This window comes from Tepidanaerobacter sp. GT38, from assembly GCF_021991635.1.
Lineage (GTDB): Bacteria > Bacillota > Thermosediminibacteria > Thermosediminibacterales > Tepidanaerobacteraceae > DTU063.
Window position 1 is genome coordinate 1 of the sequence record NZ_JAFFJA010000023.1, and the last position, 21,634, is coordinate 21,634.

The following is a 21,634-nucleotide window of genomic DNA, read 5'->3' on the forward strand; positions in this document are numbered from 1 at the left end:
TTAGAGAGAGGTATCAGTCTTTCAAGTACGAGCATAAAAGCTCAAGGAGGCAACGATAATTCTCTCAATCTAATAAGACAATTATCTCCTGACAGATAGAAGATGTAAAGAATAGGTTTATAGGTTTTCCTAATAAATAACCTAAATACATTATACAAGGAGAAAGGTATATGTTAACTACTGGTTTATTAAATTTGGGAAGCTTTTTACTTGGGTTGATAGCATGGGTTATTCCAATTTTATATATAAAACGTTCCGAGAGATATGGAATAAAACAATGTTGCAATTCTATCATTGCCAGCTTTGGCGCTTGTGTAGCGTCATTATGCTTACAGTTTTTTGAAATAAATCATAGAGTGGAAACAGAAAATTGGGCAGCACTTATGGACATTACTGGAGCATTAAAATGGGTTGTAGTGATTCTTGCATCGGTCACGATAATGCTTAACATATTTGCATTTAAAATATGTTGTGAAAAAGAAACAAAGGCTTAATAATGGTTATGACCGAGCGGAAGCAATCGCTCTTTTTTTATGACTTTTATTTGAACTGGATTTACAATAAAAAGCAGCAAATGTATAATGGAAAAGGTAACCATTAATTAAAGTGCTAAAAAAATAAAGCGAATTTTATTCCCGTTTCCTATAGAATAGCGAACAATTAGTATCGCTCATAAGAGGAGGATCGCAGTGAGAAGGCGAAAAGCATTGATAATTTCTATGGCAATTTTGCTGGTAGTTATGGCTTTTTTTGTTTTCAGGATAAAGTCTCAATCAAAGATGGCAATGGCTTTACCGACTGTCAGTGCCATTAAAGGTGATATTTCATCTAAAATTTTTGCTATCGGGACAGTAGAAGCGGCTCAAGAGCAAGAAGTATATTCAACTATTCAAGGTGTAGTAGAATATGTGGCTGAGGAAGGCCAACAAGTCAAAAAGGGCGATGTGATTTTAAAAATCAATGACGATGACTTGAGGCTTGAGCTGGAACAAGTTCAAAGCAAAGTAAAACAACAGAAGCTTGAACTCTCAAAGCTTCTAGAGGGACCAAGGCTTGAGGAATTGGAAAAAGCAAGGATTACATATCAGGATGCACTGGCTGCTTACGAAGCTGTCTTAAATGATTACGAGAAAAATTATGAGCTTTTTAATTTAGGAGCCATATCAGAAAAAGAACTGTTAAACATCAAAAGGGAATTGGATGTTAAGAAAAATCAGCTGTCGATTGCTGAATTGGAACTTAAGCTGCTGGCAAACCCCGATGAAAAAGAAATTGAATTAAAACAGATAGCTCTGGAAGAAGCCCAACAAAATCTGACCAATGTTGAAAAGAAGTTGAACAAAACAGTGGTTTATGCTGATTTTGACGGCGTAGTATTAAAGCAAGATGTAAAGCCCGGAATGACGGTTTCACCTGGAACTTTGATACTAAAGATAGGCAGCTCTTCTGATTTGCAAATTAAGTTCAATGTAAATGAATACGATGCCGCTTTGATAGAGGTGGGCCAAAAAGCTATTATCTCCGGTGAGGGGTTTGGCGACAAGACTTACAATGGTGAAGTTGTAAAAATTGCTCCTTCAGCTTCGGTGATACAAACAAACAGAGGCAATGAAACCGTTGTAAAAGCCACATTAAAAATAATTGATCCAGACGAAAAAATAGTGCCAGGTTTTTCGGCAGCTGTAGAGATAACTGTAGAAGAAGAAAAGGATGTAATTTTACTTCCGCTAGAATGTGTCATAGAAGGAGAAGAAGGTAAACAGGTTATGGTAGTAACAGACGGAAATATATCTAAAAGAAAGGTTATAACAGGAATCGAAAATGAACTATATGTGCAGATAATTCAAGGGCTGTCCGAAGGCGAGGAAGTTCTCCAAAACCCAAGTCTAAGCGACGATTTAACAGGTGATGTTTGATGATACTGGTTGAGAACATGACAAAAATTTATAGAAATGGGGAAAATGAAGTAGCAGCCCTTAAAGACGTAAATCTTCATATAAGAGCAGGAGAGTTTGTCGCCATAATGGGGCCATCCGGTTCCGGCAAATCTACTCTTATGAATATACTTGGTTGCCTTGATAAGCCCACATCGGGAGAGTATTACTTGGATGGGAAACCCATATCCCAGCTTGATAGCCGTCAACTGGCCTATATCAGAAACAAAAAAATAGGCTTTGTCTTTCAAAACTTCAATTTGCTTCCTCGAATGAGCTCCCTTAGAAATGTAGAAATTCCGATGATTTATGCCGGGATCCCGCCTAGGGAAAGGCGAATAAAAGCTATGGAAGCACTGAAATCAGTCGGTTTGGAAGATAGATGGCATCATAAGCCAAATGAGCTTTCAGGTGGGCAAAGGCAAAGAGTTGCTATTGCTCGGGCTTTAATAAATTCTCCCAAGATAATCCTTGCGGATGAACCTACGGGCAATCTTGACAGCAAATCCGGTGCTGAGATTATGGGGATATTTACTGAATTGCATCGAAATGGAGCAACAATTGTTTTAGTAACTCACGAAGATGAAATCGCTAGATATGCCCAAAGAATTGTGTTTTTCCGCGATGGTAGAAAGGTGGATGAGAAGTCCAGTGAACTTCTTTGAAAGTGTAATAATTGCTTGGGAAAGCGTCATTGCAAATAAATTGAGATCTCTCCTTACAATGTTAGGCATCATTATAGGTGTTTCTTCAGTGATAACAGTTTCAGCATTGGGACAAAGCGGTAGAGCTGCAATCAACAAAGAAATGGATGCCTTTGGGGCCAATCGATTTAGTATCTACTACCGGTATGATTCTGATGATCCCATAACCGATGCTGATGGCTTCACTCTTCAGGATGTGGTGACGATAAAAGAAATTTCCCCGGCTGTGGAGAATATGGCACCTATTAGTTGGGATTCCGCGAACATCAGGTCAAAAGGGAAGGAAATTGGCGTTGAGATAGTGGCAACAACTGCCGATTATACAGAAATAGCAAATCTTAAATTAGATGCCGGCAGGTTTTTTAGTAACGAGGATGATGATGCAAAGAGATATGTGGCAGTTATAAGTGAATCATTGGCAAAAGAACTGTTTAGCTCCTCCGCGGCAATAGGGAAAAAAATAATGGTCAGCAATCGGCCTTTTAAAGTAATAGGTGTGCTGGCCCGGGAAGAATCAATTTTTTCCATGGGCATGGACAGCAAGTTGATGTACATACCTATTTCAACGTATTTTTCTTTCAGTGGATCGAATTGGATAAATAATATTGAAGGTAAGGCGGTATCTCAAACTGAAGTAGATAAAGCTATCGAACATTCTCTAAATATCCTGCACAGGAGGCATCGCAATGAAAATAAATACAATGCATGGAACTCTCAAAAAGAGATAGACAGCGTAAATCAGGTTACGGGAATAGTTACTCTGGTAATCAGTGCCATTGCAGGCATCTCCCTATTGGTGGGAGGAATAGGAATTATGAATATCATGTTGGTATCCGTTACAGAACGGACCAGGGAAATAGGCATTAGGAAGGCGTTAGGGGCACGTGAAACTGATATTATGATACAATTTTTGATTGAGGCTTTAGTCCTTTCTTTTTCCGGCGGTATATTAGGGATGTTTTTAGGGTTTGGCTTATCCCAGATAATAGCCATGTTCATAAAAATCCCTGCCGTTATTTCATGGCAGATGATAGCCCTAGCATTTGCTTTTTCGGCGGTAGTTGGGGTGTGTTTCGGATTATACCCTGCACGAAAAGCAGCCTATCAGGATCCTATAGAAGCACTGAGATATGAATAAAGCAGCTCTGCTGCTTTTTTTTTAGACATATTCCCTTTTTACGCAACATATGTTTTAGAGTGTAAACACCAACAGGGGTGGAGGGAATATGTATGAATACATATCAGACAAATCCCAACCAGGGGTTATCCACTAGAGAAATACCGCTTAAAAAGAAGCTGTTTGGGGACAATCAGCTGAGGCAAGGAAGAGAAATATCAGCCATTTCTATTTTCATAAACCAATTTACGGATTTTATGATCATTGTTTTATTAGGGGCAGCCCTTATATCCGCTTGCCTTGGAGAAGTGGCGGATGCTATTGCAATAGCTGCTATTGTTTTAATGAACGGCATTTTAGGTTTTATACAAGAATACAGAACGGAAAGGTCACTACAAGCCTTACAAAGGCTAGCAGCACCTACAGCAAAGGTCCTGCGGGATGGAAAAGTAATAACAATACAGGCAAGTGACATTGTCCCCGGTGACATAGTCATCCTTGAGAGCGGAGATAGAATTCCGGCCGATGGAAGCTTGCTAATGGCAGAAAATTTGACCATTGACGAATCCCTATTGACCGGGGAATCCATACCCGTAGAAAAGTCGGCAAGTGTGGACAAAGAGTCTCAAATAAAAATTTACAAGCAAAATTACGTTTTCATGGGCACATTGGTTGTAAACGGAAGAGGCAAAATGATAGTCGAAAAAATAGGTATGGACACGGAAATGGGCAAAATCGCAGGGATGATTGATGATATTGATGATAAACAAACACCTCTTCAGAAGAGATTGGATTTTTTAGGTAAGCAGTTGGTAATGATCTGTCTTGCCATATGTGCTGTAGTGGCTGTATTAGGGGTTTTTCGAGGTGAAAAAGTCCAGGATATGTTTCTTTTCGGTGTAAGTTTGGCAGTTGCAGCCATTCCCGAAGGTTTACCTGCCATTGTGACGGTTATCCTTACGTTGGGAGTTCAGCGCATGATAAGGAAAAAAGTAATAATCAGGAGGCTGCCTGCTGTAGAGACCCTTGGCTGCGCCACGGTAATTTGCAGTGACAAAACAGGCACATTGACTGAAAACAAAATGAGCGTTAGAAAGATCTATCTTGGTGAAGAGACATTTTTGGTAACCGGAACAGGCTACAGAAGTGAAGGAGAAATCTTGGCAAGTGATGGAAGGCCTTTAAAGAACCTACCTAAAGAGCTTACAAGACTTCTCGAAATTGGCGTATCTTGCAATAATGCTGGCATAAATACAGAAAGCAGCGGCAATTTGTTTGAGGTCATAGGTGGGAAAAAGGAACTTAAGCCTTATGGAGATCCAACAGAAATCGGTATACTTATAGCGGCTTTAAAAGCCAATATAAATAAAAAAGATGTGGATGCAAACTATGTAAGACTTAAGGAAATACCTTTTGACTCAAACAGAAAGCGCATGTCCGTATTGGTGCAATCTAAAAAAGGCCAACTTTTTCTTTTTACAAAAGGTGCCCCCGATGTAATATTGTCCCTTTGCACAAAAATACAGGATAAGGGAGAAATACGGCCAATTACAAAAAATGATGAAATGACTATCCTAAATGCCAATGACGATATGGGTCGAGAAGCATTGAGGGTTTTGGGCTTTGCCTATAGAAAACTTTCAATAAACGAACTGGAAGATTCGAATTTGGAGAAAGACCTTATTTTCGTTGGAATGATGGGCATTATAGATCCTCCTAGACCTGAGGCGGTTTCTGCCGTACAAAAGTGCTTTACTGCGGGAATTAGGCCAGTGATGATAACCGGTGACCACAAGTCCACAGCTTGGGCTGTAGCACGAGAACTTTCAATGCTTACCAAAAACAGTAAAATCGTAACAGGTCAGGAATTAGATAATATGAGCGAAAGTGAACTTTTAAAACAGATAGATGATATTGCCGTTTATGCTAGAGTTACACCACGTCACAAGCTAAGGATTGTCAGAACTTTAAAAAAGAAAGGTCATATCGTTGCAATGACCGGGGATGGAGTCAATGATGCGCCAGCTGTTAAAGAGGCAGATATTGGGGTGTCTATGGGCATAAATGGCACCGATGTGACAAAAGAGGCATCTTCTATGATATTGATGGATGACAATTTTGCCAGCATTGTGGCAGCAGTTGAAGAAGGCAGAATAATCTATGACAATATCCGTAAATTTATTCGCTATTTGCTGTCCTGCAATGTGGGAGAGATACTGACAATGATATGGACTTCTATATTAGGCCTGCCATTACCCCTTTTGCCCATACAAATTCTATGGGTAAATCTTGTGACAGACGGCCTTCCTGCAATGGCCCTTGGCGTAGATCCACCTGAGAGGGATGTGATGCGTCGCAAACCTAGAGGCAAAAACGAAAATGTTTTTTCTCATGGCCTTGGTGCAAAAATTATGTATAGAGGTTTGATTATCAGTCTCGCTACATTAGCAGCTTTTATAATCACATACTTATACAGCAAAAGTAATCTGGAATTGGCGAGAACGGCTGCCTTTGCAACATTAGTCATGTCACAGCTTTTATTTGTCTTTGAATGTAGAACTGAAAAAACCAATGTTCGTTGGCAAAATCCCTTTGGCAATTTATATCTGACATTGTCGGTATTGATTTCCATATCAATGCTTTTTGCAGTTATATATATACCCTTTTTCCAGCCTTTCTTTCATACGGTTGCCCTTGACATAAATATCCTCCTTCTAGTTTTAGGGCTTGCCGGTCTGGGAGCTGTAATTTAAATTTAAGATTTGTTTAGCGACATATTAGTACACTTGATTTTCGTAAATAACAGTATGTATAATATAAAATGTGTTTTTAAGATTTGTTGCTATATATCTAGGAGGAAATCTTAATGGAACTTATAAAGCTGAGAGGTCGCACGTATTATATCCCTGGTGCGACCAATGTAGGTGTTTATAGGTACAGGAACGGTTTGTGTACTTTAATAGATACGGGGCTTCACAATACTGACGGTAGAAAGATTATTGAAGTGTTGGAGAATAATAATTTAAAAATAAAGTATATCATAAACACCCACTCTCATCCTGACCACTATGGAGCAAATAATTTTATTAAAGAAAAATGCCCCGGTGCTCTTGTTGCAGCTTCCAGTAAAGCAAGGCTTTTTATAGAAAATAGCTTTCTGGAACAAACCATGTTTTATGGAGCATCGCCCATGCCCGGACTTTCAACGCGAATAATAAAAGCACAGGATACGGCAGTAGATATAGAAGTTGCTGAAGGCTCCACGGAATTAGATAGTAAAAAGTTTGATATAATTTCACTGGAAGGTCATAGCATAGGCCAAATAGGAGTTGCGACGGAAGATAATGTTCTGTTTTGCGGCGATGCCTTTTTTAGCGAAGATAAAATGGAAAAGTATCCTTTTCCTTTTCTGTTTGATGTGGGAGATCATTTAAAGACTTTGGAATTTTTGCTCGCCACAAATTATGATTGTTATATGATTTCTCACTGTGATGGTCCTTTGGATAATCCTAAATCTCTTATTCAAAAAAATATAGACAATGTAAATAACAACCTGCAACTCATATTGGATTTCTTATCGCAGCCCTTGACTAGAGAAGATTTAACCGAGCTTGTTATTAAAAAATACGATATACCTATGAATATATCTCAATACTTTATAACAATTTCTTCAGTTGGTGCCTTTTTAACTTATCTTCTTGAAAAACAGTTAATAAATATGGATATAATTGATGGAAAAATGTACTTTTATGCCTAGATTATGAAGGAGATGCAGTATGATTACAAAACGAGATGATATTCGCAATATAGCTATAATTGCTCATGTAGACCATGGCAAGACAACACTTGTAGATGGCCTATTAAAGCAGAGCGGCATATTTCGGCAGAATCAAAAGGTAGAAGAAAGGGTATTGGATTCAAATGCCCTGGAGCGGGAGCGGGGCATAACCATATTATCAAAAAATACAGCCGTCCACTACAATGGTATAAAGATAAATATCATTGATACTCCCGGACATGCGGATTTTGGTGGTGAAGTTGAGCGGGTGCTCAAGATGGTGGATGGTGTGCTTTTATTAGTGGATGCTTTTGAAGGCCCCATGCCCCAAACACGTTTCGTTTTGAAGAAGGCTTTGGCCTTAAATTTACCTGCAATAGTAGTTGTAAATAAAATCGACAGGCCCGATTCGCGAATAGACCAGGTTCTAGATGAAGTGCTGGAGCTTTTCATCGATTTAGGGGCAGATGATTCTCAAATAGAGTATCCTGTAGTCTACACCTCGGCACGAGAAGGTTATGCAAAACTTAACCTTGAAGACACGTCAAAAGATCTGCAGCCCTTATTTAAGACTATAGTAGAATTTGTGCCGGCACCTGAAGGAGATCCTCAAGCACCTGTCCAGGTTTTAATAACTACATTAGATTATGATGATTATGTTGGAAGAATAGCTATAGGAAGAGTTTTTAGGGGAACAATTCAAACGGGGAATGAATATGCGCTGTGTAAAAAAGACGGAACTATTCAAAAGGTAAAGGTCAGCAACCTTTTTGATTTTGAAGGTCTAAAACGCCAACCCGTATCTTCTGCCACTATAGGCGATATAGTTGCACTGACGGGTATCGAAGATATAGACATCGGTGAGACTATAGCAGATATAGACAACCCTGAACCTGTGCCTTATGTAAACATAGATGAACCTACACTTTCAATGATATTTAGCGTAAACACTAGCCCCTTTGCAGGTCAGGAAGGTGAATATGTTACTTCAAGGCATTTGAGAGAGCGGTTGTTTAGAGAAGCCAAGAGCAATGTGAGCTTAAGAGTCGAGGAAACAGATAGCCCTGACAGTTTCAAGGTTTCGGGTAGAGGAGAACTGCATCTTTCGGTTTTGATTGAGACTATGCGCAGGGAAGGGTATGAGTTTCAAGTCTCAAAACCCATGGTAATAATAAAAGAAATAAACGGAAAAAAAATGGAGCCCATGGAATTGGTGACAATTGATATCCCTGAAGCTTATTTGGGAACCGTTATGGAGAAGATGGGCGAAAGACACGGTCAGTTAATTAACATGCAAAACATCGGCGGCAACTCCATCAGATTGGAATTTAACATTCCTACCAGAGGACTGCTAGGATACAGGTCCGAATTTATCACCGACACAAAAGGGGAAGGAATAATTAATTCAGTTTTTGCGGGCTATACTCCCTACAAAGGAGATATTCCAACCAGAAATCGAGGGTCGCTGGTTGCTTTTGAGACAGGGGAAAGCAATACTTACGGTCTTTATAATGCACAGGAGAGAGGCACCCTTTTCATAGGACCTCAGGTTAAGGTATATGAGGGCATGATAGTGGGAGAAAATTCCAGACCTCAAGATTTGGACATCAATGTATGCAAGAAAAAGCATGTTACCAATATGCGTTCATCAACTGCTGAGGAAGCTTTGAGGCTGGTTCCTCCAAAACAAATGAGTTTAGAACAGTGTTTGGAATTTATTAAAGACGATGAACTTTTGGAAGTTACGCCCAAAAGCCTTCGCATGAGAAAAGCAATCCTTTCCCGTCAAGAAAGGCAGAAGCCGAAAAGTAAGGCATTATAAGCATTCACTAAAATTTTAGTGAATGCTTTTTTCTTTGTACGGATTTATTGGAGCAAAATAGGAAATACTAGATTTGACATCAAATATGGGAGGAATGCACATGGCCAAAAAAAAGCGTCAAAAGGAAGCTAGAAACAAACTAGTTCCACCAAATCTAAAAGAAAAAGGCAACTTGGTTGACGATACAAGCCCTGAATACTACGAATTGTCAGAGGAAATTGCCCAGGGAAATTCCCAAAAGACACCTGAAAACAAAAAGAAACAAAAGAAAAATAAGTGACTAATGGGCAGGTTTTAAGAATGTTCAATTTCATCCGCGAAACCAGGGCAGTAAGAGGAGGTCTGCACAGTGTTATACTTGAGATTCCCGCCGATACTTACAAGACCTTCTATAATGATTTAAGTGAAGAAAATGCCCAATATATTTTAACTGAGTATCTTAGATATCGCCAAGATGATGCTAGGGTAAGTGATATAAAAATAGAACATGACAAATATGCCAATATAGTAAAAATTTATGCCAATCTGCATTACCTGGAGAACGAAAAAACAGTCCAAATACCTTTTACAGATAACATTTAATCTTACAAAATGGTGACAAATACAAAAAAAGTGTTATAATTATACTAGGGAAATATATGTATAAGGGGGTATTTCATGGCAATTCAGACTTTTAATGCCAAAGCGGAGTGGAAGGGCGGTGCTTTAGTCGAGGCCACTTCACGGAGTTTTAAGGTTACCATGGATGAACCAGTAGAACTTGGCGGTACCAATACGGCCATGAATCCAGTAGAATTGCTTCTGTGTTCTTTAGGTGGGTGTATGAGCATAGTAGCAGGTATGTTTGCACCAAAATTCCGCGTAGAATTAAAAGGTTTTTCAGTGGAATTAGAAGGGGATTTAGATCCAGATGGATTTACGGGGAAAAACCCCGATGTGAGAAAAGGATTTTCCGATATTCGCTACAAAATGCATATAATCTCCGATTCACCTGAAGAAAATATAAAGAAATTGTGTAAATTTATAGAAGAGCACTGCCCGGTAAAAGACACCTTAGAAGGCGTATCCGTAACCGGAACTTACGTAATCGAAAAATGATAGCTTAATCAAAGTTTGAAAGTACCACAAAATTCCTTGGTGTTCAAAGAAAAACAAAAGCCGCTAGAAAATCTAGCGGCTTTTTCAGTGACAATCTCAATTTGCTCTCGGTATTTCTATGATTTCATCGATTTTGAAATTGCCGTATTTGTCTTTTTCATTTACTGGGACAAACTTAAACACCCTGCTGTTTCCCCAAATGTCTCTGATTACTGCTACAACCCAATCTCCACGCTGAGAATCAAAAATATCTACAGCAGTTACTGTGCCGTAAGGGATTATTGATTTTAATTCTTTGGAATCAATCTTAGCTTTATAGGATTTAGACAGATAGTTCATTACTTCGTCGAATTTTCCCTGCATTCTCGCTTTTAAGAAAGAGTTTACGATGGTAATTCTTTCGTCCTTTCTGATAATTGGTTTGTCTTTGATGGGTTTTTCATAATCGTAACCATTTTTAATGTATGTCTTGGCATATCCGGTTCTTAAGAATTTGCCGTTGTTCCAAGTATAAGTATAAGTTTCATAAAAGTATCTGCCATCGTATTTGATATTGCTAATTGAAAATCCGTTGGAGTTGACATTAATGGTAACGCCCTTGCCGGAAAAAATCTGAACCATTCTATTGCCTTGGATTTTGTAAACAGCTAAATGTTTATTACCATCTAGGCCACTATAAATTACTGCGATTTCATATACGCCATCCTTGTCAAAATCCCTGTAGATTTTTTGGGCGTTGTAAAAGGGTTTGTAAATGTAAAATAAATCTTTGTGGATGCTTAAAGGCCCTATCTCATCTTCGATGTAATAGTAAGTACTGTTATCAGCAGCCAATACTGTACTTGAAAAAACTAGGACCATAAAGAAAACAGACATTAAAGCAATACATTTTTTATTTAACATAGAATACCTCCTCTACTAATTGATATTCAATATTGTTTGTAGACACATCCTACTTGTAAGTAACCGCTGTCTTTTATGCTAGCATAAGATAAGGTTTGGGTCGATGTGCTTTTGAAGGAAAAAGAGTAAAAAGGTAGAAAGATATAAATAAATTGGAAGGATGTCTAGTAGAAAAATATAAAGAGGTGCCGTTATAAATGTCAAAGGATATGTATTTAGCCAGCGAAAGAGCTGAAGCTAATCAGCTTTTAATGTTGTTGCTTGAAAACAAAGGAAAATATATTTCCGGCGAAAAAATAAGCCAAAACTTTGGGATAACTCGTTCTGCTATTTGGAAACAGGTAAACTGTTTAAGAAATATGGGGTATAAAATAATTTCCTCACCCCGGCTTGGTTATTGCCTAGAAGAGTCACCTGATTTACTTCTGCCTGAAGAAATATGGGCTCAGTCTTCTTTAAAAATTATAGGAAGTAAAATTTACTATTGTCAGGTCACAAAGTCAACCAATGATGATGCTAAAAAAATTGCTCAGGAAGGTGCACAAAGTGGCACCTTGGTAATAGCGGAAAAACAGCAGGGGGGTAGGGGACGAATGGGGCGTTCTTGGGATTCGCCCGCAGGAGGCCTTTGGCTTTCCATAGTTTTAAGACCCGAACTTTCTCCCGTAGACGCACCTAAACTTACTATCATGTCAGCTGTAGCCGTAGCTGAGGCTATTGTACAAGCAACGGGAATTTGCGCAAAAATAAAGTGGCCCAATGACATACTTATTGACGGCAAAAAAGTTTGCGGCATTCTCACAGAAATGAGTGCTGAAATGGATGCAGTAAATTATGTAGTAATAGGTATAGGAATAAATGTAAACAACGATGATTTTCCCGATGAGTTAAAAGACAAAAGCACATCCCTTAGACAAATTAAAGGAGAGCAAATCAGTCGCATTAAGGTTTTGACTGCTTTATTAGAAAATCTTGAACAGTATTATATTGAAGCTGAAAATGAAGGGTTTGAAAAAATTTTTGAAAAATGGAGGGCTTTGTGCGTAAATTTAGGCCGGAAAGTAAAGATTATAGGTAAGATTGACGGTTTTGAGGGAACTGCCATTGATATTGATGCTTCAGGAGCTTTACTGGTAAAAACTTTAGATGGGCAAATTAAAAAAGTGGTAAGTGGAGATGTGTCACTAAGGTAAAAAGATAAATTATTTTAAATAAGAAAAGAATAAAACCCCTCCGATGCGTTAAAAATAAATTATACTTTTAAAAGTATTTAATTTAAGCAAAGCGGAGGTGTTTTTTTGGTTAACAGACAGCAGCAGATACAGGAAATATTGCAGTTTGTATCCAGACATAAAGGTTCGCATGCAAGTCATAACATATGTTCCCGAATTCTCGGAGGGGACTTTTACGGAATTGATGAGCGCGTAATAAACGAGTTGAAATCCAAACTTCCAGAAGTAGATAATGAGGAACTGGAAACTTGCTACTATATAATCAAATAGATCAAGATTGATAAAGACGTCTTTGAGTTAGATTTTTTTAGCTATTTCTAGCAACTTTTCTTTTGTGTTGAGGTTTGGATTTTCTAGCACTACCTCCAAAAGTTTATTAAGCAATTGCCCCACTTTTGGCCCCGGAGCAATGCCCAGTTCATCTATAATGTCCTGGCCGGATATGGCCAGGTCTTTTATTTGATAATCACTTTTCTCAGCTTTTAAAATTTCTAAATCCGAAATTAATTTTTTCAAACCGGGCGAGAATACTTTGTCAAAATCGCTTGCTAATCTGTCGGCTATTCGAAGGTCGATTAAATCATATATATTGTCCCAACCTACTTTTGAAATAAGTTTTCTTAAATGTGATATTGGCGAATCGGGAGAGTAATAAAACATATGGTTTTTAATTAAAAGGACCACTTTATTTTTTATTTTTGTTTCAAATCGCAGCCTTTGTAAAATGTTTTCCGCTATAACAGCCGATTTGATATGATGATCGGGAAAAGTCAGACCCTTTTCCGTTTTTATGGCAGTTTCAGATTTGCCTACATCGTGCAGCAGAGCTGCAAGACGTAAGGGTAAAGTATTTCTGATTAATTTGCATGCTACCAGATTATGCTCTAATACATCTAATGACTTATTGTAATGCATTATCCCCATGCCTGCCATTAACTCCGGAATTATGTACTGCATGAGGCCCGTTACAACAAGGGTTACCAAGCCGTCAAAGCAGTAATCTCCGGTTATTAATTTTATAAGCTCATCGCGAATGCGCTCTTTTGAGATGCTGTTTAGCTTTTCTGCATGAGCTTTTAAGGTGTATAAAGTTGAACTTTCTATTTTAAAGCCTAATTGAGCCTGAAATCTGGCGGCTCGCATGGCGCGAAGGGGATCCTCCCAAATTCGCTCAGTAGAGCCTGTACACCTTATAATACCTCGTTTTATATCATCTATGCCTCTAAAGGGGTCAATAAGCTCATCGGTTACAGGGTCAAAGGCTATGGAGTTTATGGTGAAATCCCGTCGGGCAAGGTCAGTATAAATACTGCCTCCAAAAGTATACTGGGGCTTTCTGCCCGGGGCATCGTCTCTATATGGAGTAATTTCTACTTTTGTATCTTCGACAATTACAAGCATTGTGCCAAAATTCCCGTAGGGCTTGGCTTTAGGGAAGACAGATACAATTTGGTTTGGAAGGGCATTTGTAGCGATGTCAAAGTCCGAATTTTCGCGATTCATTATTAAATCCCTTATGCTGCCGCCGACTACATATGCTTCAAAGCCAGATTGTTTCAATTTATGACAAATATCTTTAATAATTAAAGGTATATTTAAATTAAACATAAAAAAACTCCAATTCAATAATGATTTGCAACTTATTATATTATAAATTAAAAAAATTACAAAATCCAGAAGGTAATGTATTAACCTTGAACTTGACATAACTGTTTATACATTATATACTGTATATATAATATATACACAGTAGGAGATGTTATGTTTATATCAATTTCTAATATTGATCCCAGACCTTTGTATGAACAGATATATGAAAGCATAAAAAGCAAAATATTAAAGGGTGAACTAAAGCCCGGCGATGCCCTGCCATCCATAAGGCAGCTGGCCCAAGATTTAAAAATTAGCGTTATTACTATAAAGCGGGCATATTTGGAATTAGAGCAGGAAAAACTCATAATCACGCGGCCTGGCAAAGGATGTTTTGTGGCAGACTGCGATATAAGTGAAATCGCGTCGTTAAGCCTTTCTGAAATAGAGCAGCAAATGCGAGAAGTGGTGAGAAAAGCTAAGAATACTGGGGTTTCACGGAAGAGTGTGGAACATATCTTCAATAAAGTCCTGGAGGAGGAATATTAGTGAAAGATAATATACTGGAAATAATAAACCTGAGCAAGAGCTACGGCAATTTTAAGCTGTCTGATGTAAACATATCACTGCCAAGGGGTTATATTATGGGGTTTATTGGTGCCAATGGCGCCGGCAAGACTACCACCATAAAACTTATCATGAACATGATAAAAAAAGACTCAGGTGAAATACGGGTATTTGGGAAATCAGAGGCTAAAAGAAGCACTGGTGAATTTTATCGAAATGGTTCCTAAAGACAGCACTACATTAATACTAATAATATGCCTTGTGGCATTTATCATATTAGCCATATCGACAGTGATTTCTCTAAAATTTTATAATGACTCAAGTGCATAGCTTTATTAAGCAGCGGAAAACCGCTGCTTAAATTTTAACGAAGACTTTCTCCAAATTTAGGTTGTGTATGTTATAATTTATTATAAGTTTATTTCTAGGAGGACAGCTATGTTTTTTTTACTGGTTTTATTGATGATATTGATGTTGTTTCCATATTTACTTTTACCTATAATAATCTTTCTGGGCATAGGTTTTTTGTTTCTACTTCCCTATGTTTTTACATTTAATTCACTGTATAATATTGTGACTATTCCTTGGCAAATTTTAAAGATTGCCTTAGACAAAAGAGTGAGGAAAAATCACAGTTTGGAACATGCAACTATAAATGTGCTTGAAGAGAGGTACGGAAGAACCCTTCAAATAGGGGGTCTTGCTTATTCAAACGGATTTTCCCTTTCAGGGCCGGACCTGCCACCGCCTTATGAAGTAATGAGCGCAGTAAGAGAAGGCCATTTTCGCATGATAAATGGAGAAAAAGATTTGGCCATTCACCCTCGCTGTGGAACATCTATGGCGGCTGCGAATTTTTTGTTTTCCCTTGCATTTATCTTAGTGCTGTTTTCCTCCCATCACTTTTCACTATTAAACGCGGTTGTTGCCTTTTTGCTGGCAAATGTCTTTGCAAACCCCTTCGGCCGAATCTTACAAAGGTTTTTTACCACCCATAGCAATGTTGATGACGTAGCTGTACAGGATATTTATATTCAGCAACCGGCCAATTACAGCTTTTCCTTTATAGTAATGCTAAATCCTAATCGGTCGTATTTTATAAAAACATACCAATCATAATTTTTTTATTGCATGTCGAAACAATTCGTTGTATAATGTTCCTTTAAATGATAAAATTATATAAGTGTGCAATAATAAAATAAAGAGGTGATAGGCAAATGGATAAAGGCACATTATATCGTGTAGCGGATATTGCTCATGTACATCTTGAGAGCCGAGAAATAGAGCAAATTTCAAAGGACATGGATTTCTTGCTAGAATACTTTGATAAACTTAGCCAAGTAGATACAGAAAGTGTTTTGCCTACAGTCTGCCCCATAAACGATAAAAACGTGCTAAGGGACGATGAGGTTTGGGACAGCCTTCCCATTGATGAAGTCTTAAAGAACGCTCCTGATAAGCACGGTAGATTTTTCAGGGTGCCGAGGATAATTGAAGAATAGATAATCGAATAGGAGGTAGCATGTTGGAACTAGATAAGCTGACTATTCATAAAGCCCATGAGTTGCTAAGCAAAAAGGAAATAACCTCTGAAGAATTGACAAAAGCTCTTCTCAAGAGAATAGAGGAAATGGACGGAAAGATTAAAGCTTATGTTACTTTAAATAGCGAAGAAGCTTTAGAGAGAAGCTCAGAAATCGATAAGAAAGGCGATTTTACGGAGGACCTATCTGGAATTCCGGTGGCTGTTAAGGATAATATATGCACTAAAGATTTGCGAACAACCTGTGCTTCAAAAATGCTAGAAAATTTTGTACCGCCTTATGATGCAACCGTTATAAAGAAATTAAAAGAAAAGAATGCTTTAATCTTAGGTAAGACTAATCTGGACGAATTTGATATGGGATCTTCGACTGAAAGCTCCTACTTCTTTACCTCTAAAAATCCCTGGAATCTTGAGCGGGTGCCAGGAGGTTCCAGCTCTGCTGCAGCAGTTGCAGCTGATTTGGCCATATATTCTTTGGATTCAGACACAGGTGGGGCTGTTAGACAGTCTGCCGCTTACTGTGGAGTGGTTGGTCTAAAGCCTACATATGGTAGAGTATCCCGTTTCGGTTTGGCTGGAAACGCCGGGTCTATGGATACTATAGGTCCTATCACAAAAGACGTTAAAGATTGCGCCATTGTCCTTAATGCCATATCAGGTATGGATTTATTTGATCCCTCATCTTCAGATACAATAGTCCCCGATTATTTAGAATCACTTAAGACGAACTTACAAAATGTGAAAATAGGCATACCCAAGGAATTTTTGGGAGATGCAGTCAATAAAGACATCAAAAATGCCATCTTAAATGCAGCAAAAACCTTTGAGGATATGGGCTTTATTTGTGAAGAGACAAGCCTTCCCAATGTAGAATATGCCTTATGGGTACATTATGTTATTGCTTCAGCTGAGGCGAGTTCTGAAATGTGCCAGTATGATGGAGTTCGTTTTGGCCATCGTGCACAACATTACGAAAACTTAAAAGACCTTTATAAAAAGAGCCGCGGTGAAGGCTTTGGGCTGGAAGTTAAAAAGAGAACGATACTTGGCACATACTTATTGGATTTAGAAGGCAATGATAAATACCTTGTCAAGGCATATAAGTTGAGGACTCTTATAAAACAAGACTTTGAAAAGGCTTTTGAGAAGTATGATTTTCTGATAACACCTACAACACCTACGGTAGCGTTTAAAATTGGAGAGGCTAAGGACAGCCTAAATGTGAACGATATGTGCACTGTACCTGTAAATTTGGCAGGTTTACCTGCCATATCAATCCCCTGTGGTTTTGCTGAGGGGCTACCAATCGGCCTTCAGATAATAGGGAAAGCCTTTGATGAGGCGGGAATCTTGCAGGTAGCATATGCCTTCGAACGAAATACCGATTATCACAAAAAACTGATTGCGTGGAAGGAGGCATAAGGAATGAACTACGAAACAATAGTAGGTCTTGAAGTGCATGTAGAACTATCAACTAAGACAAAGATATTCTGCGGTTGCAGTACTGAATTTAGCAAAGAACCTAACAGTCACTGCTGTCCCATTTGCCTTGGCATGCCAGGTACTATTCCGCTTATGAACAAAAGCGTTGTTGAATATGCCACAAAAGCCGGCCTTGCTTTAAACTGTCAGATAGCCGAGTTTTCAAGATTTGATAGGAAAAAGTATTTTTACCCAGACCTTCCAAAAGGCTATCAGATCTCACAGTACTATATTCCGCTGGCAAGAAACGGGTATGTAGAGATTGATTCTAATGGCAAGAAAAAGCGCATAGGTATTAGGATTATGCATATGGAAGAAGATGCAGGTAAGCTGGTTCATGAAGAAGGAAGTTCCTATTCCCTGGTGGATTTAGATAGAGCTGGCGTACCTTTAATAGAAATAGTGTCAGAGCCCGATATGAGGTCCGGAGAGGAAGCATGGCAGTATTTAAACAACTTAAAGACAATACTTCAATATATCGAGGTATCTGACTGTAAAATTGAAGAAGGGTCTATGCGATGTGACATAAACATTTCCCTCAGACCTGAAGGTTCTAATGAGTTCGGCACAAAAGTTGAAGTGAAAAATCTGGGTTCATTTAGAGCAGTTAAGCGTGCAATTGAATACGAAGAAAAGCGCCAGAGGGAAATTCTTGAAAGCGGCGGAAGTATTGTTCAGGAAACCCGTAGATGGGATGAAGACAGAGGTATCACCATTTTCATGAGAGGCAAAGTGGATAACCGCTATTCCCCAGAACCAAATTTGGCTCCAGTTATTATGAGAAAAGACTGGAAAGATGAAATATCGGCACGGATACCTGAACTTCCCGGTGCTAAAAAGGAAAGGTTTATAAAGGAATATGGATTGCCTGAATACGATGCTTCTATTATAACCGCATCGAAAGTGCTTTCCAATTTCTATGAGGAATGCGTGAAACATTATCATGACCCGAAAGTGGTAAGCAACTGGCTCATGGTTGAATTGTTGAGCATATTAAATGAAACTGGACAGGGCATAGAGGATTTGAAATTTACTCCCAAACAATTCTGCGATATGCTTGCTATGATTGACAAGGGCACCATAAGCGGAAAGATTGCTAAAGACGTTTTCCGTGAAATGTTTGCCACAGGTAAATCTCCTGAGGCAATAGTGGAAGAAAAAGGTCTTGTCCAGATTTCTGACGAAGCTGAGCTAGAAAGTATTGCAAAACGGGTTATGGAGGCCAATCCAAAATCAGTGGAAGATTATAAAAATGGCAAGAAGAAGGCTTTAGGTTTTCTTGTAGGGCAGGTTATGAAAGAAACCAAAGGCAAGGCCAACCCGCAGATGATAAATGCTATTTTTAGTAGATTACTAGATCAATAAATTGTGTTAAAGAGATTGCCCCTACCTGATTAAACAAGGTAGGGGTTAATTTATAACAAGTTCAGTGGAAAAAGTAAGCAAACTATAGTATGATATTTATGATGAAACTACAGGACATTTAAAAAATGGAGGTTAACAATGGCTATAATTAGACCCTTTAAAGCTTTTAGACCCGTTCCGGAACTGGTATCGAAGGTTGCAGCATTACCTTATGATGTAGTTACTACTAAGGAAGCTAGAGAAAAGGCTAAGGATAACAGATATTCCTTTTTGCATATTGACAGGCCGGAGATTGCTTTTGAAGAAGGTATAGATCCTTATGATGCAAAAGTGTATGAAAAAGCTCGGGAAAAGTTATTTGGCATGATAAATGAGAAAGTATACATACAAGATTTACAGCCCTGCTTGTACATATATCAGTTAAACAGACAAGATCGCATTCAAAAAGGTATCGTGGCATGCACATCTATCGATGATTATATAAATGATATAATAAAAAAACATGAACATACTTTACCTTTAAAGGAGCAGGACAGGATAAATCACATAAAATACACTGATGCCCATACTGGTCCCATACTCATGACTTATAGAGAAAACTCTCAGATAACTGATATTATTGATGATTGGATATCATCTCACAGCCCTATTTACGACTTTGTTTCAATGGACAATGTCCTTCAGACCGTTTGGGTTATAGATGATGAAAAAACCATAGACGAATTGTTGGGGTTATTTGCAAAAGTTGATGCCCTTTACATCGCTGATGGCCATCATAGAGCTGCTGCAGCTGTGAAAGTGGGTCTTGAGAAAAGACAAGAAAACCCCAACTATACAGGGGATGAGGAGTTTAACTATTTCCTATCAGTAATCTTTCCGGATACTCAACTTACGATTCTGGCCTACAATAGGGTTGTTAAGGATTTAAATGGTTTAAATCAGCAGGAGTTACTCGATAAAATAAAACAAAACTTTGACATTGTTTATGAAGGCAAAGAAGCCTTTATACCCAAAGAAAAACATTTATTTGGCATGTATATAGGCGGAAAATGGTATGGTTTAAAAGCTAAACCCGGTAGTTTTAATGAAAAAGATCCGGTTGAAAGTTTAGATGTTTCAATATTGCACAATTTGATAATAGCACCAATTTTTGATATAACAAATCCCAGAACCGATAATAGAATTGATTTTGTAGGTGGGGCAAAAGGCGTAGAAGAACTGAAAAATAGAGTAGATAGTGGTGAAATGAGTGTGGCTTTTTCACTATTTCCCACCCCTATAGAAGACCTTATGTGTATTGCCGATTCGGGGTGTATAATGCCGCCAAAATCCACCTGGTTTGAACCTAAGTTACAAAGCGGCATCTTTATTCACTCAATGAGTCTCAAATAAATTAGCCATTTTTAGGGGGTCTATCGATGCGTTTCCCATGTGTCACTATCAATTTAAAAAAGATAGAGCACAATGCGGAAAAGCTAGTGAAATGGTGTAGTGAGAGACAAATTGAAGTTATGGCAGTTACAAAGGGAATTTGCGGCCTAGATAAAGTTGTCAGGACATTTATCAAAGGCGGTGCCAAAAAGCTAGGTGATTCCAGGATCGAAAACATAGTGTCTCTAAAACAAGCAGGTATATCGATACCCATATATTTGCTTAGAATACCGATGCTGTCAGAAGTAGAGGATGTAGTTCGATGGGCTGACGGAAGTCTAAATTCTGAGGTAAAAGTTATAGAGGCCTTATCAGCAGCCGCCAAAACTTTAGGGAAGAAACATAAAGTGATTCTAATGGTGGAGGCAGGAGACCTACGAGAAGGTGTAATGCCTGAAAATGTCTTGGATACTGTAAGTGAAATAATAAAGCTTTCAAATATAGAATTTGAAGGAATTGGAACCAATTTAGGTTGTTATGGTGGAGTAAAGGCAAGTTATGATAACATGAAATTACTGGTGGATTTAGCAACGGACATTGAACAAACTTTTGGTATAGAAGTAAAAACTATATCCGGAGGCAATTCATCAACATTAATGCTTTTAAAACAAGGGGGCCTACCTAAAGGCATTACACAATTCCGGTTAGGTGAGGGAATCCTATTAGGCAATGACCCCAGTACATCAAGGCCGCTGCCTGATACATACCAAGATGCTATATTGCTAAAAGCAGAGGTAATAGAAGTAAAAACCAAACCCTCATATCCCATAGGCGAAATCGGACTAGATGCTTTTGGAAATAAGCCCTTTTTCGAGGATAAAGGCCTTATGAGAAGGGCGATTGTTGCATTAGGAAAACAGGATTGCAGAATAGAAGGTCTTGCACCTGTAGACAAATCCATAGATATTCTTGGTGCCAGCAGTGACCACTTATTGTTAGATGTAACAAAAAACAAAGATATAAAGGTTGGTTCAATTGTTGAGTTTAACCTATCATATGGTGCACTTCTCGGCTTGATGACTTCAAAATACGTAAAAAAATATATAATATAGACATTTAAAAAGA

The 21,634-nt window shown here is 38.3% G+C and carries 21 protein-coding genes and 1 pseudogene; 20 read left to right on the forward strand and 2 right to left on the reverse strand.

Features of this window, described 5'->3' with window-relative positions:
- Window positions 1-170 precede the first annotated feature (170 nt).
- The 10 genes from JT739_RS04465 to JT739_RS04510 all read left to right on the forward strand — a co-directional run bounded on the left by JT739_RS04465 (window position 171) and on the right by JT739_RS04510 (window position 10,453).
- Entirely contained in the window at window positions 171-494 is a 324-nt protein-coding gene (locus tag JT739_RS04465) for a hypothetical protein (protein ID WP_237659899.1), read from the forward strand.
- A gap of 195 nt (window positions 495-689) precedes the next feature.
- Complete coding sequence (locus JT739_RS04470; RefSeq protein ID WP_237659900.1) at window positions 690-1,916, forward strand: efflux RND transporter periplasmic adaptor subunit; 1,227 nt, start codon at window positions 690-692, stop codon at window positions 1,914-1,916.
- Window positions 1,916-2,599 (forward strand): ABC transporter ATP-binding protein, encoded by a 684-nt coding sequence (locus JT739_RS04475; protein WP_237659901.1) that lies wholly within the window; start codon window positions 1,916-1,918, stop codon window positions 2,597-2,599. Before JT739_RS04470 ends, JT739_RS04475 begins: the two co-directional genes overlap by 1 nt.
- Window positions 2,574-3,776, forward strand: a complete 1,203-nt coding sequence (locus JT739_RS04480; protein WP_237659902.1) for an ABC transporter permease — start codon at window positions 2,574-2,576, stop codon at window positions 3,774-3,776. The genes JT739_RS04475 and JT739_RS04480 overlap by 26 nt, the downstream gene beginning before the upstream one ends.
- Before the next feature lie 92 nt (window positions 3,777-3,868).
- Entirely contained in the window at window positions 3,869-6,508 is a 2,640-nt protein-coding gene (locus JT739_RS04485) for a cation-translocating P-type ATPase (protein WP_237659903.1), read from the forward strand.
- A 113-nt stretch (window positions 6,509-6,621) separates the two neighbouring features.
- Window positions 6,622-7,512: an MBL fold metallo-hydrolase gene (locus JT739_RS04490; RefSeq protein WP_237659904.1), complete on the forward strand. Its 891-nt coding sequence runs from the start codon at window positions 6,622-6,624 to the stop codon at window positions 7,510-7,512.
- A 19-nt stretch (window positions 7,513-7,531) separates the two neighbouring features.
- A complete protein-coding gene (typA, locus tag JT739_RS04495; RefSeq protein WP_237659905.1) occupies window positions 7,532-9,355 on the forward strand; it encodes a translational GTPase TypA in 1,824 nt (607 codons plus the stop codon).
- Between the two features lie 100 nt (window positions 9,356-9,455).
- Window positions 9,456-9,635, forward strand: a complete 180-nt coding sequence (locus JT739_RS04500; RefSeq protein WP_237659906.1) for a hypothetical protein — start codon at window positions 9,456-9,458, stop codon at window positions 9,633-9,635.
- A gap of 20 nt (window positions 9,636-9,655) precedes the next feature.
- Complete coding sequence (locus JT739_RS04505; RefSeq protein ID WP_237659907.1) at window positions 9,656-9,937, forward strand: hypothetical protein; 282 nt, start codon at window positions 9,656-9,658, stop codon at window positions 9,935-9,937.
- 75 nt (window positions 9,938-10,012) lie between these two features.
- Window positions 10,013-10,453, forward strand: a complete 441-nt coding sequence (locus JT739_RS04510; RefSeq protein ID WP_237659908.1) for an OsmC family protein — start codon at window positions 10,013-10,015, stop codon at window positions 10,451-10,453.
- Between the two features lie 96 nt (window positions 10,454-10,549).
- On the opposite strand, the gene JT739_RS04515 is transcribed toward JT739_RS04510, so the two are convergent.
- Window positions 10,550-11,356, reverse strand: coding sequence for a hypothetical protein (locus JT739_RS04515; protein ID WP_237659909.1), 807 nt, complete (start codon window positions 11,354-11,356; stop codon window positions 10,550-10,552).
- Between the two features lie 197 nt (window positions 11,357-11,553).
- On the opposite strand from JT739_RS04515, the gene JT739_RS04520 reads away from it, so the two are divergent.
- Window positions 11,554-12,549, forward strand: coding sequence for a biotin--[acetyl-CoA-carboxylase] ligase (locus JT739_RS04520; RefSeq protein ID WP_237659910.1), 996 nt, complete (start codon window positions 11,554-11,556; stop codon window positions 12,547-12,549).
- Window positions 12,550-12,654: 105 nt separating this feature from the next.
- The gene (locus JT739_RS04525) at window positions 12,655-12,858 is read left to right on the forward strand and encodes a hypothetical protein (protein ID WP_237659911.1); all 204 of its coding nucleotides are present in this window, start codon (window positions 12,655-12,657) and stop codon (window positions 12,856-12,858) included.
- A 27-nt stretch (window positions 12,859-12,885) separates the two neighbouring features.
- Here JT739_RS04525 and JT739_RS04530 read toward each other — a convergent pair whose 3' ends face one another.
- The gene (locus tag JT739_RS04530; protein WP_237659912.1) at window positions 12,886-14,196 is read right to left on the reverse strand and encodes a CCA tRNA nucleotidyltransferase; all 1,311 of its coding nucleotides are present in this window, start codon (window positions 14,194-14,196) and stop codon (window positions 12,886-12,888) included.
- 153 nt (window positions 14,197-14,349) lie between these two features.
- Here JT739_RS04530 and JT739_RS04535 point away from each other — a divergent pair, with 153 nt between their 5' ends.
- The 8 genes and pseudogenes from JT739_RS04535 to JT739_RS04570 all read left to right on the forward strand — a co-directional run bounded on the left by JT739_RS04535 (window position 14,350) and on the right by JT739_RS04570 (window position 21,621).
- A complete protein-coding gene (locus JT739_RS04535; RefSeq protein ID WP_237659913.1) occupies window positions 14,350-14,727 on the forward strand; it encodes a GntR family transcriptional regulator in 378 nt (125 codons plus the stop codon).
- A pseudogene (locus JT739_RS04540) lies at window positions 14,727-14,936 on the forward strand (ATP-binding cassette domain-containing protein); the annotation flags it as partial. The gene JT739_RS04535 and the pseudogene JT739_RS04540, both read left to right, overlap by 1 nt.
- A gap of 247 nt (window positions 14,937-15,183) precedes the next feature.
- Window positions 15,184-15,864 carry a DUF6391 domain-containing protein gene (locus JT739_RS04545; RefSeq protein ID WP_237659915.1) on the forward strand — a complete coding sequence of 227 codons (681 nt, stop codon included), beginning with the start codon at window positions 15,184-15,186 and terminating at the stop codon, window positions 15,862-15,864.
- A gap of 98 nt (window positions 15,865-15,962) precedes the next feature.
- Window positions 15,963-16,247, forward strand: coding sequence for an Asp-tRNA(Asn)/Glu-tRNA(Gln) amidotransferase subunit GatC (gatC, locus tag JT739_RS04550; RefSeq protein WP_237659916.1), 285 nt, complete (start codon window positions 15,963-15,965; stop codon window positions 16,245-16,247).
- A gap of 20 nt (window positions 16,248-16,267) precedes the next feature.
- The gene (gene gatA / locus JT739_RS04555) at window positions 16,268-17,713 is read left to right on the forward strand and encodes an Asp-tRNA(Asn)/Glu-tRNA(Gln) amidotransferase subunit GatA (protein WP_237659917.1); all 1,446 of its coding nucleotides are present in this window, start codon (window positions 16,268-16,270) and stop codon (window positions 17,711-17,713) included.
- A gap of 3 nt (window positions 17,714-17,716) precedes the next feature.
- Window positions 17,717-19,138, forward strand: coding sequence for an Asp-tRNA(Asn)/Glu-tRNA(Gln) amidotransferase subunit GatB (gene gatB / locus JT739_RS04560; protein ID WP_237659918.1), 1,422 nt, complete (start codon window positions 17,717-17,719; stop codon window positions 19,136-19,138).
- Between the two features lie 138 nt (window positions 19,139-19,276).
- A complete protein-coding gene (locus tag JT739_RS04565) occupies window positions 19,277-20,530 on the forward strand; it encodes a DUF1015 domain-containing protein (RefSeq protein WP_237659919.1) in 1,254 nt (417 codons plus the stop codon).
- Between the two features lie 26 nt (window positions 20,531-20,556).
- Complete coding sequence (locus JT739_RS04570; protein ID WP_237659920.1) at window positions 20,557-21,621, forward strand: alanine/ornithine racemase family PLP-dependent enzyme; 1,065 nt, start codon at window positions 20,557-20,559, stop codon at window positions 21,619-21,621.
- The last annotated feature ends 13 nt before the right edge of the window (window positions 21,622-21,634 follow it).

Excerpts from the sequence above, each read along its gene's own strand:
- JT739_RS04465 (WP_237659899.1), top strand. The coding sequence starts at position 171 with ATGTTAACTACTGGTTTATTAAATTTGGGAAGCTTTTTACTTGGGTTG.
- JT739_RS04475 (WP_237659901.1), top strand. The coding sequence starts at position 1,916 with ATGATACTGGTTGAGAACATGACAAAAATTTATAGAAATGGGGAAAAT.
- JT739_RS04480 (WP_237659902.1), top strand. The coding sequence starts at position 2,574 with ATGAGAAGTCCAGTGAACTTCTTTGAAAGTGTAATAATTGCTTGGGAA.
- JT739_RS04485 (WP_237659903.1), top strand. The coding sequence starts at position 3,869 with ATGAATACATATCAGACAAATCCCAACCAGGGGTTATCCACTAGAGAA.
- JT739_RS04490 (WP_237659904.1), top strand. The coding sequence starts at position 6,622 with ATGGAACTTATAAAGCTGAGAGGTCGCACGTATTATATCCCTGGTGCG.
- typA (WP_237659905.1), top strand. The coding sequence starts at position 7,532 with ATGATTACAAAACGAGATGATATTCGCAATATAGCTATAATTGCTCAT.
- JT739_RS04500 (WP_237659906.1), top strand. The coding sequence starts at position 9,456 with ATGGCCAAAAAAAAGCGTCAAAAGGAAGCTAGAAACAAACTAGTTCCA.
- JT739_RS04505 (WP_237659907.1), top strand. The coding sequence starts at position 9,656 with ATGTTCAATTTCATCCGCGAAACCAGGGCAGTAAGAGGAGGTCTGCAC.
- JT739_RS04510 (WP_237659908.1), top strand. The coding sequence starts at position 10,013 with ATGGCAATTCAGACTTTTAATGCCAAAGCGGAGTGGAAGGGCGGTGCT.
- JT739_RS04515 (WP_237659909.1), bottom strand. The coding sequence starts at position 11,356 with ATGTTAAATAAAAAATGTATTGCTTTAATGTCTGTTTTCTTTATGGTC.
- JT739_RS04520 (WP_237659910.1), top strand. The coding sequence starts at position 11,554 with ATGTCAAAGGATATGTATTTAGCCAGCGAAAGAGCTGAAGCTAATCAG.
- JT739_RS04530 (WP_237659912.1), bottom strand. The coding sequence starts at position 14,196 with ATGTTTAATTTAAATATACCTTTAATTATTAAAGATATTTGTCATAAA.
- JT739_RS04535 (WP_237659913.1), top strand. The coding sequence starts at position 14,350 with ATGTTTATATCAATTTCTAATATTGATCCCAGACCTTTGTATGAACAG.
- JT739_RS04545 (WP_237659915.1), top strand. The coding sequence starts at position 15,184 with ATGTTTTTTTTACTGGTTTTATTGATGATATTGATGTTGTTTCCATAT.
- gatC (WP_237659916.1), top strand. The coding sequence starts at position 15,963 with ATGGATAAAGGCACATTATATCGTGTAGCGGATATTGCTCATGTACAT.
- gatA (WP_237659917.1), top strand. The coding sequence starts at position 16,268 with ATGTTGGAACTAGATAAGCTGACTATTCATAAAGCCCATGAGTTGCTA.
- gatB (WP_237659918.1), top strand. The coding sequence starts at position 17,717 with ATGAACTACGAAACAATAGTAGGTCTTGAAGTGCATGTAGAACTATCA.
- JT739_RS04565 (WP_237659919.1), top strand. The coding sequence starts at position 19,277 with ATGGCTATAATTAGACCCTTTAAAGCTTTTAGACCCGTTCCGGAACTG.
- JT739_RS04570 (WP_237659920.1), top strand. The coding sequence starts at position 20,557 with ATGCGTTTCCCATGTGTCACTATCAATTTAAAAAAGATAGAGCACAAT.